The organism is Acidihalobacter prosperus (assembly GCF_000754095.2).
Taxonomy (GTDB): Bacteria; Pseudomonadota; Gammaproteobacteria; order DSM-5130; family Acidihalobacteraceae; genus Acidihalobacter; species Acidihalobacter prosperus.
The window spans coordinates 1-16,712 of record NZ_JQSG02000004.1 but is presented as its reverse complement, the minus strand read 5'-3'; the positions used below and the strand labels follow the sequence as shown (position 1 = coordinate 16,712).

Here is a 16,712-nt window from a genome sequence, read left to right as displayed (position 1 = left end):
TTTATCATGCAACAGGTGGAAAATGCAGTCGGGTTTTTCATGCTTTTCCTGTTCGATTCCGCCATCATTGCGATGATGGTTTATTTGCCCTTGCGCCTCATGTTCAGGGGTACGAAGCTGTTTGCCAGAAAGGCCGCCAAAGCGGTCGAGCCTGTCGCTCGCGCGTCAGGTGAAGCGGCGGCAGCGCCTGTAGCCGCCTTCAAGGCCGCTGCAGCGGAAAAGACCGCGCGTGCCGAACAGGCAGCGCGTGAGAAGGTGGAGGCGGAAGCCCGCAAGCAGGCGGAAGCGGAAGCCTTGAAGCAGGCCGAAGCCGAAATCAAGGCGGCGGCGAAAAACCGGATCGTGGTCGACACCACGCCCGGAAAACGCGGAGCGTTCGCGCCTCCGGCCGGCTTTGCCGGCGATTACACGGCGCACATGCGTGCGCGCTGGCAGTCGGAAGGCCGTCAGTCCATCGAGAAGGTGGTCAACGCGGTGCGCCGCGGCAAGGAAGCGCATTTCTCTGGCGCTTATGCCGAGGAAGCCGCCGCGATCGTCTCGGCCATCATCCATAAGACGCGGGTCAGTCTGAATCCCGACACCCCGCGCGTGCAGCATCCCAAGGTCGTGCATCTGGACGAGCGTCGGCAACCTGCGGCGCCCGAACCTGAGCCGGCGGAATTGCCGCCGGAAATCGACCCGGATTTCTTCGAACCCATGCCTCTGGACGAGGCGATGGATTATGAAGACGTGCGTGAGCACAGCCATCACTGAAAACCCTTTCAGTGCCCGGGTAAAACCGGGCACTTCATTCTCCCAATAAAAACCTCCGGATTTCATTACCGCAAAGCCCATCCGGTTTTGCCGTAACCGCCGATTCATGACGGCACCGTCCGCCTTACTGACTGGACGGCAAGGAGGTAATCAATGTGAAGATAGTGAATCTCGACCAGAAGTCAGAGGCCTGGCTCGACTGGCGAAGAAATGGCATCACGGCCAGCGAAAGCCCCGTGACCACGGGGCATAGTCCGTACAAGACCCCCTGGCGGCTGTGGGCTGAAAAAACGGGCAAGGTTGCCCCAGAATATTTGTCGCGCAATCCCAATGTCAGGCGTGGCGAAGGCAATGAAGACAGAGCGCGTCAATGCTATGAGGAACGACACAACGTTGTTCTGCTGCCCGTCTGCGCCGAATGGTCGGCAAACCCGTTATTCCGCGCTTCGCTCGACGGTCTGACGGATAAACGCATCCCGGTCGAACTCAAGGCGCCGTCATCCAGCGTGATGGCGGAGGTGCTTGAGCAAGGCGAGGCATCCAAGGCCTACCAGCTGTATTGGTGGCAGGTACAGCATCAGATGCTGGTGACCGAAGCTGACAAGGGCGTGCTTTGCTTTTATCTGACACCCGAAGAGAGCGACACCGGCGAAGAGGTTTGGAAAGAGTTCGAGATCGCGCGCGACCCGCAGGCGATCGACGAAATAATCGCAGCCGGCGAGGCCTTCTGGCAGATGGTCAAGGACCGGAAAGAACCGCCCAAGGACCCCGAACGCGATGAGTTCGTGCCCGAGAATCTGGCGGACATTCGCGCCTGGAAAGCATCTGCCGGTGCCTGGCTCGAACATCAGTCCAACCTCAAACGTCTCGAGGAACAGATGAAAGACCTCAAGCAGGCGATGGGTGCCGAGCAGGACAAGCTCGTTCAACTGATGGGTGAATTCGTCAGGGCCAATGCGTTCGGCGTGCAGCTGACACGTTTTCAGGTCCAGGGCTCAATCGACTGGAACAAGGTCCGCGAGGACCTGTTGCCGAACCTCAGTGACGCGGAACTGGACGGCTATCGCAAGAAGCCGCGCCAGCAGGTCCGTATGGCGCCTTCGTCGGAAGTCTCCGAGAAGGCAGTCAAAGCCGATGTCAAGGCCGCCATTGCGGAATCGGCGCAAGCCGAGCAACAGGCAGGCGAAGGTCAGTTCGCCTGGTGATTTGATTCAAGGTATGACCGGCCCGTTCGGGCCGGTGATGCCTTTGAAATCCGACCGAAATAACGCCAAACAATCGTTGATCGAATAGCGCGCCCATGCGCGTTATCCCATCAGCGGAGCCGGCCCGTACAACCGGCCTTCCATCAACCCCCGCGGGGCTCATACCCCGAACAGGGGTGTGCGCCTCCATCAGGAGGATAACTCATGAGTATTTCCCTTTACGACGCCTTCGGCGTGACTTCTCCGGTGGCGGATACCAAGCAGATCCCGCTCGACAAGATCTGCCCGCTGGGCGACCACGAGCAAGTCCAGCCGGACCCGAACTATGTGTTCGAGTATCGGAATCTCAAGCGTGTGCTCAAGAACATCAATAACCGCAAACCGATGTGGATACACGGTCCGTCAGGCTGCGGCAAGACGGAGTTGATGGTGCAGGTCGGCGCGCGTCTCAAGCGCCCCGTCCATGTCATCAGCATCGGCGAGGAAACCAGTTTGCGTGAGCTGCTGGGAACCTTCGAACTCAAGGCGGCTGAAAGCAAGAATGGATTCGAGACGGCGTTTCGTTACGGCGCGCTGACTCAGGCCATGCGTGAACCCGGCGCCATCGTGGTGCTGGACGAGTTCAATATGGCGCCTTCGACGGTGGCCGCGCAGTTCAACCGTTTGCTGGAAACCGGGAAGATCACCATCCCGGAAACCGGCGAAACCGTGATGGCGGCCGATAACGTGACCTTCGTGGTCACCGCCAACACCGCAGGCGGGATCGACGAGTCCGGCATTTATGCCGGCTCCCAGGCTCAGAATGGCGCGACGCGCTCCCGGTTCGCCGGACTGCGGGTGAATTACCTGCCACCTGACCTGGAAGAGCAGATCATCACGCGGTCGTTCCCGCGTATCAACGCGGTGGTGGAACTGCCTGAGACCAACAAGACCTTGTCTTCATTGATGGTCGAAACGGCCTGCGCTATCCGGTCGCTCGTGGCCGAGCAGGAAGTCTCTCTGCCATTCACGGTTCGCAACCTCAAGGAGTGGGCAGGTTCTACGCTGGCTTTCCGAGACATCGGAGAAGCCTTTGCCGACGCCTATTTCGACATGCTCGGCGAAACCGAACGCACAGCTGTCGGAGAAGTGTTCCAGCGGATGTTCGGCTTGAACCTGGGGTGAGGCTATGGAAAGAGTTCTCATTTACGATAAAAACGGCTCAGACAAGTTCTGGGCCGTCTTAGTCAGAAACAGCACGTGTTATGTCTTCTGGGGTGCGAACGGCACCAAGGGGCAAGTGAAAACCTATTCGTTCAGTTCGCCCTATAAAGCGGATGTCTATGCTCGCGCCAAAGTGGATGAAAAAACCCGAAAAGGTTATGGCCCGGCTGTCGCAAATGATCCCAACTTCGACCAGGAACGATTCTTTGACGAAAAATTTCTGGAACACGGGGTGCTTGTCGGCAAGGGTGTTTCGGAAGAACCACCCGCCAACCCGGGTCGCAGCGTCGCATGGTTCGCTCCAAAGCCTATAACTATCGACCATCTCAATGATGCGGTCACGCTGGTCAATACCGTGCTGAATACGGCGGGACTGGCGCCCTGCATTCATCTGACGCCAGAAGGGCAGGTGACTTTTTCAGCCGTAGATGACGACGACCTTCATTTCGGTTATCCGCCGCAAGCGTTCATAGATGGCTTGATCCCAACAGCGCGCAAGGCGCTCATCGAGCGCGACGTGAGCCGTGATGGATGGCTTTCCATCAATGGGGTTGGCAGCGGAACGCTGGAGTACGGCGAATCGCTGCATCAGTTGACCGTGCCGTTGTTTCTTGCCGTTTTGATTCGAAACGCCGGCGGTTTCTCCGCTGTAGATGGCGACAATGGAAAATTGGGTATCTGTCTGGACTGGGATCGGATAAAAATCCCCCAGGGGTACCCAAAGGAAAACCTGGTGCGCGCCGTGCGCGAGCACTGGTTTACGAACGACACAAAGGTTCGCATTCTTGAGGATGCAAACACCTCTGAGTGCGTTTACTGGTAATCACATCGCCCCCATTGATTGGGGGCGCATTTTCCAGCCTTTCCGGCTGTGTTACCGCAAAGCGTAACGAGCTTCGCCGTAACAGCCTCTCCGACGGCTTTGAGTCGGATTATCGAATTCCGCATTGCGGATTTTTTTAACCCCGGCGGGGCATATGGCCCCGGCGCGGGAAATATGCACCTCCGGTAAACACCTGGTGCGTCAGGAAGGATTAAGCATAATGCGCGCCACCTGATTATAAGTGGCGCGCATATTCAATCATCGCTTTCCGCGAACTCTTCCGAATATCGAACAATGAGCCGCCGCTTTTCCAAGTAATCGTCCGTGCCTCGCACTTCAGCCTGCTGCTCAGGTGTCAAGAAGACGGTAAAAAACAGGGTGTGTTCTAGGTTTTCATCGTCCGTTTCAGAAAGCGGTATTCGATTCCGTTTACGCTCACTCACGCGCGATTCGTAGTCAAGTTCATCGGACATAGACATTGCCTCTTTTTCGCAACTGTGTTTGCCGCTAATAGCTGCCTAAAACATACCAAAAGACAACGGAATGCAACTCATCGCAATCAACGCTGACAGTTAACCGCTCTTACCGCAAAGCCTGTCTGGCTTCGCCGTAACAGCCTCTCCAACGGCTCTGAGTTGGAGCATTGATTCAATATCAGCCTGTCGGCTGAACACCTATGGAGATCCATATGATCTTAGGACTCACGGGCGCGGCCGGCTCCGGAAAGGACACGGTCGCCAATTATCTGGTGAGCGCATACGGATTCAAACGCCATGCGTTCGCAGACCTGTTGTACGAAGAGGTTTCGGCGGCGTTCGATGTGCCGTTCAAAGTGCTCGCCAGGCGAGATACCAAGGAACGACCGATGGACGCGCTGAAACTAAGCCGCTGCCATAAGGCGGAATTCACGGCGTACCTCATGGCTAAAGAGGCGCCGAAATTGGACGCTGTCTTTTCGCCGCGCTATATCCTCCAGCGATGGGGAGATTTCCGCCGGGCGAAGCAGCCGGATTATTTCGTTGAGCCGGTTATTTCAGACATCCGTGCCGAGCCACAGATGAATCATGTCGTATCAGACATGAGATTCCCGAATGAACACGCTGCGCTCATGTCGCTGAATGCGTTTTTTTGGCGTATTGAACGGACGGGCATTTCTTCAGTATCCGCGCATATTTCAGAAACTGCTCTGGCCGAAGCGGTTGCAGACAAAACCGTGTTCAACCACGGAACGATTCACGATCTGCAGCGCGTCGTCGACCGGATGCTGCTCGATGCGGAGGTGGCGTAATGAGTGTTATCGAAATAATCATCAATTACCTGGAAGCCAACGGCTTCGACGGCTTGTACTCCACTGGCGAGTGCGCCTGCAAATTGGGAGATATCGCGCCCTGCGGCCAAGTTCATGAAGACTGCGAGGCCGGTTATCTGAAGCCTTGTCCGCCAGAGTGCGGTGATCACGATTTCCACATTGGGCCGAAAGACCCTTCTCTTTCCTGACGCATCCGTCGCTTCGGCTTCGGTCACTAAACACTTGCCCACACGGGCAACAAGGAGGACGTATGAAAGTCCATGTATTCAATGTCGCCATCTCGCTGATCTCGCCGTCACGCTTGGCCGGCGAGAACGACATCAAGCGCATCCTGGGGATTGACCATATCCCGCAGGCCATGAAACCGCTGCTGCGTCAGTCTGTGCTGCCGCAGGAAGCCATCAACCCCCTGGCGAAACAACGCGGCCGCGCGCGTTCGCTGCTGATGCAGCATGCGACCCGCTCGGAGTTCTTCGGTTGGGTCATCAACCCGGGCCGACAGGACGAACTGCTGCGCGAGCTGGAAACCATCAAAACCGAGTTCTACGCCGAGAAGCAGCTTCTGCTAGACCACTACGATCAGGTCTGCGAGCAACATCTGGCTGCATTGCGAGAATCGTGCGACGCAGAAGGCTTCGAACATACCGATGCCTTTATCAGCGTGGTCAGCGCTGCGCAGCCTTCGAAGGACTACCTGGACGAGCAGCTGAGGTTCGAGTATCTGAATCCCAAGACCATCGAACTGGTGCCCACTGAAGAAGGGATTGTCCGCGAGGGCGTACTGGGTAGCGCGTTGCACGAAGTGGCGCAGCGCGCAGCGCAGGCGATGGAATCGCAGACACCGAAAGCCAAGCTTTCCGCGCTCGATGAAATCGCGCGCAAGGTCGAAGGGTTGGGCTACATCGCGCCGCCGCTTCGTCTCATTGCGCAGGAACTCAAGCAAATACTGGCCAGCGTGCCTCGCGGCATCCGCAACGCCGATTACAGCCCGTTGCACGCGCTTGCGCTCAGTCAGATGCTGCTTCGTCTGAGCGAAGAAAGCGACTTCGCGCGCGCGCTGAAGAATGGGCAAAAGCTGTTTGATGTCACGCTGCCGGCGGATTTGTTATCTGGAACCGTGGCTCAGGTCGATCCCGAAGCCGAAATCCCGGCATCAGTCGAAGATGATGATGAGCATGAAACTGTGGGAGAGGCAGAAGTCATCTGGTGATCTCCGGCCCGATGATGGAAATGCGCGCAAGGAGGCTCGATGAAACTCAATCAAGAGCAGGCCAGACATCTGGCCGATACGTTCAGAATAGTGGCCGTTGCCCAATTCGGGTTCTTTGGCTACCATGGCCTAGTCGAATGGAATACGCATGGGTTCACGTTGCTGTGGTCAACTGCTGTATTCATTGTTTCCGAATGGCTCGCCGTACGGTTACTGAAGGAGAATGTCGATGGAACACGTTAGCCTGGTACCCGGGTTGATCGTTGTGACCCTTCTTGTGGTGGCTTTCGGCATCGTCGTGTGGTGGAACGAGCACGATTCTGACCATCGCAAGGACACGCATCACAAATAATTCGCCGGTTTTCGGCACACATGGAGGGCGCTTATGGCGCCCTTCATGATTTTCGGGTGAAATAATCGCCCGCCTTAAAGCACATTCGACTTTAATTTTCCATAAATCAGCCCGCGTTCGTCTCAACCGGGTCCCTCCTGCTCCGCCCCCTGTTGTCCCTATCCCATACGGGCCGTTCCCTGTATCGGTTTGGGATTTCAACCACGAGCGCCGGCGTTATCCGGCGCGCACACCGTAAGGAGAATCGCCCATGAACAAGGCGAAGAATCTTGCTCGCTCGTTACCGGCCGTGTGTCGGGCGCTGACCGGGCAAAAAGGCATCAAGCTTGTTTTCAGGGGTCCGCCACGGACCGACGGGAACACGATCTATTCGAACCCGTTGCCGTTGGACGCCGATGAACGCCAGACCCGCATCATCACGGGAGATATCGACCATGAATGCGGGCATGTGCTTTATACGGATTTCTCGGCAGCCGAAAAGCAGCTGGGGAGCGTCGACCCCAAGCGTCGGCAGTTCGTACACAACCTGCACAATGCCATCGAGGACACCTTCATCGAACGACGCCTGGGCGAGGATTACCTGGGTTGCCGTGAAAACCTGAAACTTTCGGTGGAATACATGGCGCAAGATGAAAAAGCGCCGTCCAGCACGCTCGAACCGGGTCCCGCGTTGACGCACTACGTGGACACCTGGGGCAGGATGAACGTACTGGGGCACGACGTGGAGAAGCTTCACGCACCTCTGGTCAAGCCCGTCGAAGAAGCCCTGGGCGAAAACGGAAGGATGCGTCTTGACGCCCTGTTGTCGCAGCATCTTTATTCGGTCGATTCGACCGAAGCCGGTTTCAAACTGACGCGAAAAATCGAGAAGCTACTCGAGGAAATCGCTGACGAAGCCGATGAAGAACAGCAGCAGCAAGACCAACAACATCAGGGCGATCAAGGCAATCAAGCCGGAAACGACAATGGAAGCGGCGCCTCCAACGACGCTACTGCAAACGATTCCGGCGCACCTGCATCGGGAGGACAGCCGTCTGGCGGCGATTCTGGTCAGAACGCGCCGAACGCTGGTGACGAAAAAGCACAGACGGGCGGCCACGGCGCGGGCTGCGGAGAGGCCATCCGGGCAATGATGAATGACAATCCGGAAGTCAAATCCTTGCTCGATCGGTCGAAAGCGGCCGAGCAGGCCATCAATGAGGCAACGGCGGAAGCCGAAGGCGGCTTCACGGCCGGCGAGTCGCTACATGATGGTTTTGGCGGCAAGAATGCCGATGCCTATCATCAGCTGGAAGAGACCGTGCGGGGCGAAACCCGCGAACTGCAGCGGCGCATTGTCGCCGAATATCAGTCGATGACTCGTCGCCGTCAAATGGTTAGCGAGGAAGGTCGCCTGGATAGTCGGCGTCTTCATAGAGCCCTGATGGGCGATCGGCGCATCTATCGCCACAAGGTCAAACGGCCGTTGCCATACCCCGCGGTTTCCGTGGTGCTGGATTGTTCCGGGTCCATGGCTGGACAGGAAATCCTGTTGGCGAAGCAGGCGTTGATCGTGCTGGCGGAAGTCAATCAGACCATCAACGTCAAAACAGAACTGCTGGCATTTGCAGGCAGTTCCGTTCACATCCTCAAGCACTTCGAGCAGCCCTTGCAAAGCGCCCACGCCATCATTGGCGGCGTCGCCGCCAACGGCGGCACGCCGACGGCGGAAGCCTTGTGGCATGCCGGGTTGAGACTGGCGGCCAGACGCGAGGAGCGCAAGCTTCTGATGATCGCAACCGATGGGATGCCGAACAATCTACCGGCGGCCCAGGCAGTTGCGCAGCGCGTGCTGAATTCCGGCATCGAACTCTATGGTCTTGGTATCGGCGCGGATGCGGTCCAGCAGTTCTGCCCGCGTTATTCCGTGCTGTCCAATCCCACGCAGATCGCAGACGCGGTGCTGTCAGCCTTGCGTTCGCGCCTGATGGCGGCTGCATAACGTCTTTTCCTTACCCCGGCTTCGGCCGGGGATCTTTTCAGAGCTATTTCCCGCTGCGAAAAGATTGATACCGCCCCGGCCGGTATTGCCGGGCTAATTTGCCCATCACGGGTATAGAGGAGAAAAAACATGCGTGAAATAGCAACAGAGGCGTTAATTCGCCAAAATTTCGAATCCGATGAGCAGGAGAAGGCTCTGGAGATTTTGAACATGGTTTCGGAAATGCAGACGGACGTTGATAGCATCAAGGCTCTCAACGGAAAGATCATTTCCTTTAACAAATTGGTGCTGATGAATTCGTTAAAATTCACTGCCCAAGCTCGGTGCGAGGTGACCTACTATGGTGAAGGAGATTCGGGCGGCGTTGAAGATATTTACTTGTCAGACGGATTACCAGACGGCCCCATAACGTTCTTGAATTTTGAGAACAGGTACAGAACAGGAATCAAGGTGTTCGTTGAAAGTATCCCGCTCGAAGATTTTCTTTCGTATTTTACCGAATGCCTCATTAACCATTTCGGTCACGATGGATATGAAATCGACGAGGGCGGTCGGGGTACCATCACTTTCATTTCGCCCTGCGAAGAATTTCCGGAAGGCGTTATTGAGTTGGAGCATTCGGACAATATTATCGAGACCGTGGATTACAGTCATGAACTGTAACGTCAGTCTCGGTGCCTGGCGTGGATTGCGGGTGAAAACAGCGATCAGTGCGGCCAGAAACTCGAGCGAGCCCTTGTTAGGCGCGCTCTCTGTCGAGCATGTCCAGATATGCCCGCAGAATCCTGGCAATCTGTCGCACGAAGACGCGGAAGACCTGATGGCTGAAAATCCCGACGTAAGCTTCAGGCTGCATGCCAATGTTCACGTCGAGGGCTGGCCCGTAGACGCAGATGCGTCCACGTTTGACCGATATCCGGATTACTTTAATCGGGTAGTCGATATGGCCGGCGCATTCCGTTCTCCGGCTTATACCTGGCATGCGGGCCATCGGAAAAACGCCACGCTTGAGGAAATCTTTGAGAACACTCGATCCCTGGAAGAAAGAATGGGTATTCCGGTGGGCATCGAAGGAATGTACCCAAGCCGCGCTGACTATCTCATCTCGACCTGGGATGAATATGAGGCGTTATTTCGGTCTGGAGTGAAGTACGCCATCGATCTGTCACATATCAACATCCTCGTCCATAGGACTGGTGAGAGAAACGATCGGCTTCTAAAAAGACTGTTATCCAGCGACCGGTGCATTGAAATACACCTTTCTGGAAATGCCGGCGACGCAGACACTCATGGGCAGCTCGCCAACGAGCCGTGGTGGTGGGAAATGCTGTTATGCGCCAACCCACAAGCCACTATGTTCACTGAAGGCGGCCAAACAAGACCGTTCTTTTTCTAAATCATTCCTGTTCCCCGGCTTCGGCCGGGGATCTTTCCAGAGCGCATTCGCGCTACGGAAAGATTGATACCGCTCCGGCGCGGTCATCGCCGGATAACTCAATAAAGCAAAATTCGAATAAAACTCATGCAAAACGGTTGAGGAATTACTGATGAAACGCAGGAACCCCATCGCCAAGCAAGTCCGTACGCCACGGTTTCGGCCGCGAGTGGTTCAGGACAAGAAGAAGCAGAGAAATCGCAAGGCCTGCAGAGGCCGGTAAACCAAGCAGGCCCGGATATCCCGGGCCTGTCTCCTTGCAGACGGATGATCGCAGACGGTTTGACACCGCCTGCCATTTTCACGTCTCCGCGGCGTTATCGCGGAACACAGGGAGAAAATACATGCAGAAACTGCATTACTGGGGCACGGCGATCCTCATGTGGGTCGCGTCAGTGCTGCTGCAACTGATGGCGCTGATCGGTCTCGTTCATGTGGCCATCGATCTGGCTATCCCCCCGAGCAATCCGCTCGATATTCGTTCGATGGTCACTGACGTTCTGACCTCGCTTGCCTTGATTGAACTCGCCTGGATGAGTGCGACCTGGGCGATGGAGCATGCCTTGCGCCTGGCGTTTCTGCTGGACGTGTGCCTGATTTTCATCGCGCGAGAAATCATCGACAAGACCTACACGGGCCATGTCACCCCCATGGGCGCCGGCGTCCTCATCGGCGTCTTCCTGGCGCTCCTTGGTGGGCGCTGGTTGACCGGGAAAATTTACAGGCTGGCTTGAGCCGGCAACATCAACCCCAGCGGGGCACAGTCCCAGCGGGGCTGTGTCTCCGCGTTCAGGAGACTTTTATGAACGACAATCAATTTTACCCAACGCCGCCGGATTTGGCGGACCGCGCGTGGGCATTGTTTCGCAATCGAAGGTTCGAGCGCGTGCTGGAGCCGGAAGCAGGAAGCGGAGCTTTGCTCGAAAGGATGCCGAATAAATACGAGTATCGTCGGAACTTCGACTGTCTCGAGATCGACATGCGGCATCATCCAAGATTGCGCGAACTCGGCGCGACCGTGCTGGGTTTGGACTTCCTGTCTTACGACAAGGGCGCCCAGTATTCTCACATCATCATGAACCCGCCATTTGCCGAAGGCGTCAAGCATGTTTTGCATGCCTGGGACATTCTTTGGCATGGAGAGATCGTGGCGATCCTCAACGCAGAAACGGTACGCAATCCGTTTAGCCGGGAGCGACAGCATCTGCTCAATCTCATTGAAGATCACGGTAGCGTGGAGTTCATTGAAGGCGCTTTCACGAATGCCGAACGCAAAACCGATGTCGAGATCGCCCTGGTGCACCTTGAAAAGAAGGCGGACAGCCGGGATTTACTGGGAACATTGCTGGTCGATCTCAGCAAAGACAGCGGAGCGCCGGATAGCATCGAGATCGATTGTCATCAGGATTTGGCGATTCCGAACTCAAACATCGAAAACGCAGTGCTCGCATTCAATGCGGCCTGGGTGGCCACGCAGGAACTGGTGCGCGCGGAAGCCCGCGCCGAGTATTACCAGAATCTGCTCGGTCCCACGTTCGAGCAGATCATCGGTGAGCAGGGCGATGTAAGAGATCATCGTTCAGCCGAGTGGGTCAGGGATGCGCTGCATGATCGATATCAGAAACTGAAGAACTCGGCCTGGGCCAACATTCTTCGGATGACGGAGATCAACTCGCGGCTGACAGCCGGTATCAAGGCTGAATTCGCTCGACGCTTTGAAGAAATCAAAGAGTTGGACTTTACCGTGGCCAATGTTCGCGGTTTTCTCTCTGGTCTTGTCGAAAATCAGGGGGAAATCCAGGTTGAAATGCTGTGCGGTATCTTTGACGAGATTACAAAGTATCACACGGGAAATCGCGTGCATTATCGCGGATGGAAGTCCAACGACAAGCATCGCACTTGCGGTATGCGCATCAAGGGCACGCGTTTTGTACTACCTTATTTCAAGCCGAATTATTCCGGCAAAGCCCTGGATTGGGAGGCCAAAAACAAGCTGGAGGATTTCGACAAGACCTTTGCGCTACTGGACGGCAATCCACAGGCAGAACATTTCGGGCTGGTGGATCTTTTTAATTCACGATACGAGGAACTCGCGGCCGGCAACAGGCTTTCGTGCGATTTCTTCGACATTCGCTATTACCCTGGGACGGGCACCATTCATTTCTTCCCCGGTAACAGGAAGCATATCGATCGCTTGAACCTGATTGTCGGAAGACATCGGCAATGGCTGCCGCCGGAAGATGAACGCGTCGACAAGTCATTCTGGCTGCAGTACGAAAACGCCGAGAAGTTCGACAAGGAAGTTTGCCGTCGGGCTGAAGCGCATCCTGGGAACAGGACGTTCTGGAATGGCTTGATTCGCGAGGTGTCTAGTAAGGCCGATTCTGAAAACCAGGCTAAAGCTAACGCATTGCTTGATGAGATCCTGAAAGATATCCAGAAAGAAAAGGGTATCGATATCGACACGGTCATCGAGCACGAAAAACGGGATTTGCCCGCATTAACTCATCGGCAGAACGATCTGTTCGCTGCCTGAAACATCACCCGAGCGCCTTGCGCGCTCGGGCCTTTCCAAAGACGCCGTCCGGCGATTTCGGAATGGATTTCACGTCCCGCCGCAGACTCTCGCGGCCTTCTCTCTCGCGCTTCGTCGCGGGAAAACTTTCAGCAATCTAATTCGCGCGACCGCAAGGCCGCGCATTCAAGAGGATGACTGTCATGTATCCATTCCCAGAGAACACCAATCAGGCATCTATGATTTGGGACGACATTCAAAACGAACGTCGAGAATCCGAACCCGAACGGCTCATGCTCATGGCCGTGATCACAGAAGCGCTCGACGCAGGTTTGTTTTACACAACAGATGTTTTCAGCTATGTCGAGAAACGGATGGGTGAGACTTTCGCCTACCCGAACGACCCGGAACTGAAACGCGTCGAAAACGGCATTAGAGGCATGGAGGTCTATTACGCCCGGCGTTGCGTCGAACGGTGGCGCGCAGACACCAGAAACGAGGTTGCAGCCGCCACCCTGAACGTCAGGGTGGGCCAGAAATATCGCAACCTGAAAGTTGGAAGCCAGCGTTTCAGCAGCGGCGTCATCACAGCGAGATTCCCCAAAGGTCAGGTAAAGCTGCTGCTCACAAAGCGTGGTTCAAAACATCGTTACGAAGCCACCGTGGGCGCGGCCAGCCTCATGGATCAACGCGCATGAACAGGAGAGACAAAAGCCTGCTGGAACGCCTTCGCGTTGCCAGGAAACGTTTGCTCAAGCTAGAACATAGAAAGGCCACACCGGCCTACGTCAAGGCCCGCACGCGGTTGCGCGCGCTAGAGCGGACCTATAGTCATCGAAGCAAAACAAAGCAAAGTTGAACACGCCTGCGCCCCTTTCGGGGCGCGTTTTCAGGGTTGCCTCCGCCCTGAAAACGTTTACAGGCGAATGCCGGCGCTTACCAACATCCAATATTCATTTTGGAGGCACACAGTGAATCGTGAATTCTGGCAGGAATTTTATGCGCTAATCGAAAACGCAACCGAAGAATCCCTTTTGTCGCACAGGGAATATCTGGTCTCTCTCTATGCAAAACTCAAAAGTTCGGATTTGCGGCCTGAAATCAAGAGGGCTATACGCTTGATCGATGAAGAAATGTTAGCCAGGGTCGAGTCTATGGCTGCTCGCCGCGTTGAACGCTAACAAGGGTTGCCTTTTTCGATAGGCGGTGATCGATGTTGAGCATTTCACGTTCAGCATCAGCACGATCTTTTTGTGAAGCGCTTCGCAAGCTTTCAAGCAGGCACTCGCCGAGCCGTTTTACGGCTTGGTCTCGATGGCCCTTTATCAGTTCTAGATCTGGCATGTGATACATCTCATATTTCATGTTGCTTGAAGCATAGCGCATAAAAGGATAGATGCAGTACACGCCTGCGCCCCTTTCGGGGCGCGTTTTCAGGGTTGCCTCCTCCCTGAAAACGTTTACAGGCGAATGCCGGCGCTTACCGGCATAAAATCTCGTTGGAGGCAAAATGGAAAATCCAAACACAAACTGTCTTGAAGGCATGCAATGTCCGAACTGCGAAAGCTTCGGGCCTTTTAATATCGCGGCTGAAGTTATGTGCGTGGTGCATGACGACGGCAGCGAAACATTCGGTGATCACTGCTGGACGAGTGAGTCCTATTGCCAGTGTCCTCAATGTGGGTATGAAGCGACTGTCGCCAAATTCAGTGGCGAAACTGCGGCACTGTCCTCAGAAAAGAAAATGCGCCGTTTTGTCGAATCCATTGCAGCATTGTCGCTGTGGGATTGGGACGACGACCAGGGGCAACCGAAAAACGAATGCGAAGAGCCCGATGACGGCTATCTCGATTCTCACCAGGCGTTGATGAATTACGTCGAAGCCGCTCGGCTTTTACTCAAGGAGATAGACAATGTGTGATGGGTGCAAGCAATGCAAGAACATTCGGGCGATAACGGACATTCCAGAAGACCTCTCCCTTTGCTTCGAGTCCTTGCATGAGGGACTGGAACCTGGGTCGCCGGAGGCGGCTGCAATCGATGCACTGGAATCCATGGTGCTGGCGCAACAGCGCGCAGGATTCAATATAGGTTCTCCGGCCTATCGCGAGGCACTGGCGACAACGTTGGATGCGTTGGCGAACAACCTGCCAGACGAGACACTGCCGGCCGGCGTGGTGCCCATGGTCGATGCTTCGACCGCGCACCTCTCGCCTTCCGATATCAAGCTCTTGGACGACATGGCCGCGCGTAACCAAGCCGGATTTCCCAGGACTGTTTCGCACGAATATGGCTGGACGCTGTTTCTGCCGGAACTGCTTGACGACGAAGATTTCGTTTACCTGGACCCCGCGCTCGGCGCAAGTGATGAACTGTCCGGTCTGATTCGTTACGCCATGTCCAACGGCGCGTACATTCTCAACCTGGATGCGGATGCAGAACCGATTCCGGATATCCGGTGTTATGGAGAAGATTCCCGTTCGACGAATACGATCAATTAAGCCTTTCTGAAAAGCCAATCCATATCCTCATGGGCGCCTTTGGCGCCCATGTTTTTTTGACGAAAAAAATGCGGCAAAAAAACACTTCAACGGCCGCCGGACCGCATGCCGGCCATGACATGATCGATTAACAGAACAGGAGAGATCCAATGACGAAGTACGTTGTTTCGTATTCACTCGACTACGCTCACGAAGTGCATGTGGGCATCGAGGCCGAAAACGAAGAAAAAGCCCTTGAGAAAGCTGCGAACGCTTTCGACGAAGGCACGATATGGGACGATACGCCTGAAATGCCGTTGCTCTACGACGAATTTGAAGAAATCAAGGGCGGGTATCTTGAATTCAATATCGAATCCGCTGTCGAGGCTTTTCCGAAACCGGACGCATCGGTGATTCAGATGAAGCAGGACAACCAGGCGCGTACCGCCTGCAGGATGCTTGTCGAGGCTTTCGAGCAATCCAAGATCGATGTCGATGACATGCCGTCGTCGCTTTCTGAGGCGCTGATCGATGTGTACGCGATCGCCTGCCAGGCAATAGGAGCGAAGGGATGAAATCGCAGGAACAGATGTTCTGGGAAACGCACAAGCGTATCGCAGAAGCCGACCGGCACGTGATGGAACTGGCCCGGCATCCAACCAACCCGCTAACCAATAGCGACCTCGAAACATTGGTCAATCGCTATCCCGAACGATGGGGGAAGTACCGCGGGCTCATCGGCAAATTGCCTAACTGAGGATCGAGATATGAATATTCTGGAAGAGACCTGCACCAAAAGCCGCCATTCGGCTGTCTTTCTGGTTAACGACCTGGTGGATATGCAAAAAGCTGCCCCGGCAGCTTACAAGATCGACGTGCAGGCACTGATCGACCGGGCCAACGACCTGGTTTATGGTCTGCAGGCGCTGAGCGACAAACTCAATGCCGACCCCGTCATAGGAGGCAAGACATGAGCTATCGCGAAGTTTATTGGCACCATGGCGGCTATCATAGCCACTGGCTGGGCCATGCGATCGGCTCAGCAGTGATCCACGGCGTCATTTACGGCGCGATTTTCAAGCTGATGCACGACATGACGCCCCTAGGGGCTGTGGCCGCTGCCATTGTCGTTATCGTTTTGGCTTGGGCCGTTTGGTCCGCCATCGGCGACTGAATCATCCAGCGCGCTCCGACCAGTTCGGGGCGCGTTTTTTTTGCGCTCTAAATACAAAGCCAGACATAATCGCTCGCCCGGGTCACGGCAACATAAAGAGCGCGATGATAATCTTCGGCGCCGGACTTGCGGGCCATGCCATACAGATCGCGGACATCGACAATCGAACAATAGAATGTGCTGCCCTGCGATTTATGCGCGGTCATGGCATAGCCATGCATGACCGGCGCGCAGGCGCGCGTCACCGTCCAAGCCCGGCCGAATTCTTCTTC

The 16,712-nt window shown here is 55.5% G+C and carries 23 protein-coding genes; 21 read left to right on the top strand and 2 right to left on the bottom strand.

Annotated elements, in window-relative coordinates; genetic code table 11:
- Nucleotides 1-6 precede the first annotated feature (6 nt).
- The 4 genes from THPRO_RS10315 (at nucleotide 7) to THPRO_RS10300 (ending at nucleotide 3,984) form a co-directional block, all read left to right on the top strand.
- Nucleotides 7-753 carry a hypothetical protein gene (locus tag THPRO_RS10315; RefSeq protein WP_065089606.1) on the top strand — a complete coding sequence of 249 codons (747 nt, stop codon included), beginning with the start codon at nucleotides 7-9 and terminating at the stop codon, nucleotides 751-753.
- 155 nt (nucleotides 754-908) lie between these two features.
- Nucleotides 909-1,958, top strand: a complete 1,050-nt coding sequence (locus THPRO_RS10310) for a YqaJ viral recombinase family nuclease (RefSeq protein WP_065089605.1) — start codon at nucleotides 909-911, stop codon at nucleotides 1,956-1,958.
- A 204-nt stretch (nucleotides 1,959-2,162) separates the two neighbouring features.
- Nucleotides 2,163-3,122 carry an AAA family ATPase gene (locus THPRO_RS10305; protein ID WP_038093995.1) on the top strand — a complete coding sequence of 320 codons (960 nt, stop codon included), beginning with the start codon at nucleotides 2,163-2,165 and terminating at the stop codon, nucleotides 3,120-3,122.
- Between the two features lie 4 nt (nucleotides 3,123-3,126).
- The gene (locus THPRO_RS10300) at nucleotides 3,127-3,984 is read left to right on the top strand and encodes a WGR domain-containing protein (protein ID WP_038093998.1); all 858 of its coding nucleotides are present in this window, start codon (nucleotides 3,127-3,129) and stop codon (nucleotides 3,982-3,984) included.
- Nucleotides 3,985-4,238: 254 nt separating this feature from the next.
- Here the strand turns inward: THPRO_RS10300 and THPRO_RS10295 are convergent, their stop codons facing one another.
- Nucleotides 4,239-4,457 carry a hypothetical protein gene (locus THPRO_RS10295; RefSeq protein WP_070078625.1) on the bottom strand — a complete coding sequence of 73 codons (219 nt, stop codon included), beginning with the start codon at nucleotides 4,455-4,457 and terminating at the stop codon, nucleotides 4,239-4,241.
- Nucleotides 4,458-4,672: 215 nt separating this feature from the next.
- Here THPRO_RS10295 and THPRO_RS10290 point away from each other — a divergent pair, with 215 nt between their 5' ends.
- From THPRO_RS10290 to THPRO_RS10220, 17 genes are all read left to right on the top strand, one after another.
- On the top strand, nucleotides 4,673-5,272 hold the full coding sequence (locus THPRO_RS10290; RefSeq protein WP_145930815.1) for a deoxynucleotide monophosphate kinase family protein: 600 nt from the start codon (nucleotides 4,673-4,675) through the stop codon (nucleotides 5,270-5,272).
- A complete protein-coding gene (locus THPRO_RS16720) occupies nucleotides 5,272-5,481 on the top strand; it encodes a hypothetical protein (RefSeq protein WP_145930814.1) in 210 nt (69 codons plus the stop codon). Before THPRO_RS10290 ends, THPRO_RS16720 begins: the two co-directional genes overlap by 1 nt.
- Before the next feature lie 62 nt (nucleotides 5,482-5,543).
- Nucleotides 5,544-6,503, top strand: a complete 960-nt coding sequence (locus THPRO_RS10285; protein WP_038094009.1) for a DUF3150 domain-containing protein — start codon at nucleotides 5,544-5,546, stop codon at nucleotides 6,501-6,503.
- 39 nt (nucleotides 6,504-6,542) lie between these two features.
- Nucleotides 6,543-6,746: a hypothetical protein gene (locus tag THPRO_RS16715; protein ID WP_145930813.1), complete on the top strand. Its 204-nt coding sequence runs from the start codon at nucleotides 6,543-6,545 to the stop codon at nucleotides 6,744-6,746.
- Nucleotides 6,747-7,105: 359 nt separating this feature from the next.
- Complete coding sequence (locus THPRO_RS10280; RefSeq protein ID WP_082954591.1) at nucleotides 7,106-8,836, top strand: cobaltochelatase CobT-related protein; 1,731 nt, start codon at nucleotides 7,106-7,108, stop codon at nucleotides 8,834-8,836.
- A gap of 129 nt (nucleotides 8,837-8,965) precedes the next feature.
- Nucleotides 8,966-9,499: a DUF6878 family protein gene (locus THPRO_RS10275; RefSeq protein WP_038094016.1), complete on the top strand. Its 534-nt coding sequence runs from the start codon at nucleotides 8,966-8,968 to the stop codon at nucleotides 9,497-9,499.
- Nucleotides 9,489-10,232 carry an apurinic/apyrimidinic endonuclease family protein gene (locus tag THPRO_RS16710; protein ID WP_145930812.1) on the top strand — a complete coding sequence of 248 codons (744 nt, stop codon included), beginning with the start codon at nucleotides 9,489-9,491 and terminating at the stop codon, nucleotides 10,230-10,232. The genes THPRO_RS10275 and THPRO_RS16710 overlap by 11 nt, the downstream gene beginning before the upstream one ends.
- A gap of 383 nt (nucleotides 10,233-10,615) precedes the next feature.
- Nucleotides 10,616-11,005, top strand: coding sequence for a phosphate-starvation-inducible PsiE family protein (locus tag THPRO_RS10260; RefSeq protein ID WP_038094022.1), 390 nt, complete (start codon nucleotides 10,616-10,618; stop codon nucleotides 11,003-11,005).
- Between the two features lie 68 nt (nucleotides 11,006-11,073).
- Nucleotides 11,074-12,807 (top strand): DUF4942 domain-containing protein, encoded by a 1,734-nt coding sequence (locus THPRO_RS10255; RefSeq protein ID WP_038094024.1) that lies wholly within the window; start codon nucleotides 11,074-11,076, stop codon nucleotides 12,805-12,807.
- 182 nt (nucleotides 12,808-12,989) lie between these two features.
- Complete coding sequence (locus THPRO_RS10250) at nucleotides 12,990-13,484, top strand: hypothetical protein (protein ID WP_145930811.1); 495 nt, start codon at nucleotides 12,990-12,992, stop codon at nucleotides 13,482-13,484.
- Nucleotides 13,485-13,757: 273 nt separating this feature from the next.
- Nucleotides 13,758-13,967, top strand: coding sequence for a hypothetical protein (locus THPRO_RS16705; RefSeq protein WP_145930810.1), 210 nt, complete (start codon nucleotides 13,758-13,760; stop codon nucleotides 13,965-13,967).
- Between the two features lie 329 nt (nucleotides 13,968-14,296).
- Entirely contained in the window at nucleotides 14,297-14,707 is a 411-nt protein-coding gene (locus THPRO_RS10245; protein ID WP_145930809.1) for a hypothetical protein, read from the top strand.
- Entirely contained in the window at nucleotides 14,700-15,287 is a 588-nt protein-coding gene (locus tag THPRO_RS10240; RefSeq protein ID WP_145930808.1) for a DUF5983 family protein, read from the top strand. Before THPRO_RS10245 ends, THPRO_RS10240 begins: the two co-directional genes overlap by 8 nt.
- Nucleotides 15,288-15,436: 149 nt before the next feature.
- Nucleotides 15,437-15,841: a hypothetical protein gene (locus THPRO_RS10235; protein ID WP_065089601.1), complete on the top strand. Its 405-nt coding sequence runs from the start codon at nucleotides 15,437-15,439 to the stop codon at nucleotides 15,839-15,841.
- Complete coding sequence (locus THPRO_RS10230) at nucleotides 15,838-16,023, top strand: hypothetical protein (protein ID WP_038094033.1); 186 nt, start codon at nucleotides 15,838-15,840, stop codon at nucleotides 16,021-16,023. Before THPRO_RS10235 ends, THPRO_RS10230 begins: the two co-directional genes overlap by 4 nt.
- Nucleotides 16,024-16,033: 10 nt before the next feature.
- Nucleotides 16,034-16,240 (top strand): hypothetical protein, encoded by a 207-nt coding sequence (locus THPRO_RS10225; protein ID WP_038094035.1) that lies wholly within the window; start codon nucleotides 16,034-16,036, stop codon nucleotides 16,238-16,240.
- Nucleotides 16,237-16,440, top strand: coding sequence for a hypothetical protein (locus THPRO_RS10220; RefSeq protein ID WP_038094038.1), 204 nt, complete (start codon nucleotides 16,237-16,239; stop codon nucleotides 16,438-16,440). The genes THPRO_RS10225 and THPRO_RS10220 overlap by 4 nt, the downstream gene beginning before the upstream one ends.
- Nucleotides 16,441-16,487: 47 nt before the next feature.
- On the opposite strand, the gene THPRO_RS10215 is transcribed toward THPRO_RS10220, so the two are convergent.
- Nucleotides 16,488-16,712, bottom strand: a 225-nt coding sequence (locus tag THPRO_RS10215) for an ATP-binding domain-containing protein (protein ID WP_161489965.1), incomplete at its 5' end; no start/stop codon positions are given.